1 protein-coding gene is annotated in these 710 nt (G+C 68.6%); it reads left to right on the forward strand.

What is annotated here, in order from left to right:
• Positions 1–51: 51 nt before the first annotated feature.
• Positions 52–710 (forward strand): ABC transporter ATP-binding protein (locus RE027_RS17950; RefSeq protein ID WP_368809658.1); only part of this gene is annotated, 659 nt, incomplete at its 3' end.

Genomic DNA, 710 nt, shown 5'->3' on the forward strand with positions numbered 1-710 from the left:
CTTCTCCTTCGGATCGTCCGGCACGTGCCTGCCGGGAAAGAGGCCTGAACCATGTCTGCTGTGAGCTATGCCAATGTCACCTGTCAGTACCCGGGGGCCGAGCGGCCCTCGGTGACGAACCTGGACCTGCAGGTCGCCGACGGGGAGTTCCTCGTCCTGGTCGGCCCCTCCGGCTGCGGGAAGTCCACCACCCTGCGCATGCTCGCCGGCCTCGAGGACGTCACCGACGGGCGGATCCTCATCGGCGACCGCGACGTCACCGACGTCCCCTCCCGGGACCGCGACATCGCCATGGTCTTCCAGAACTACGCCCTCTACCCGCACATGACCGTGGCCGAGAACATGGGCTTCGCCCTGAAGATCGCCAAGATCCCCGCCGAGGAACGCCGGGCCCGCGTGGAGGAGGCCGCCAAGATCCTGGATCTCACCGACTACCTCGACCGCAAGCCCAAGGCGCTGTCCGGCGGTCAGCGCCAGCGCGTGGCCATGGGCCGGGCCATCGTGCGCTCCCCGCAGGTGTTCCTGATGGACGAGCCGCTGTCCAACCTGGACGCGAAGCTGCGCGTGCAGACCCGCACCCAGATCGCCTCGCTGACCCGCCGGCTCGGCGTGACCACGGTGTATGTGACCCACGACCAGGTCGAGGCGATGACCATGGGCGACCGGGTCGCGGTGCTCAAGGACGGGCACCTGATGCAGGTCGACACCCC

It is taken from the genome of Kocuria sabuli (genome assembly GCF_040981185.1).
Taxonomy (GTDB): domain Bacteria; phylum Actinomycetota; class Actinomycetes; order Actinomycetales; family Micrococcaceae; genus Kocuria; species Kocuria sabuli.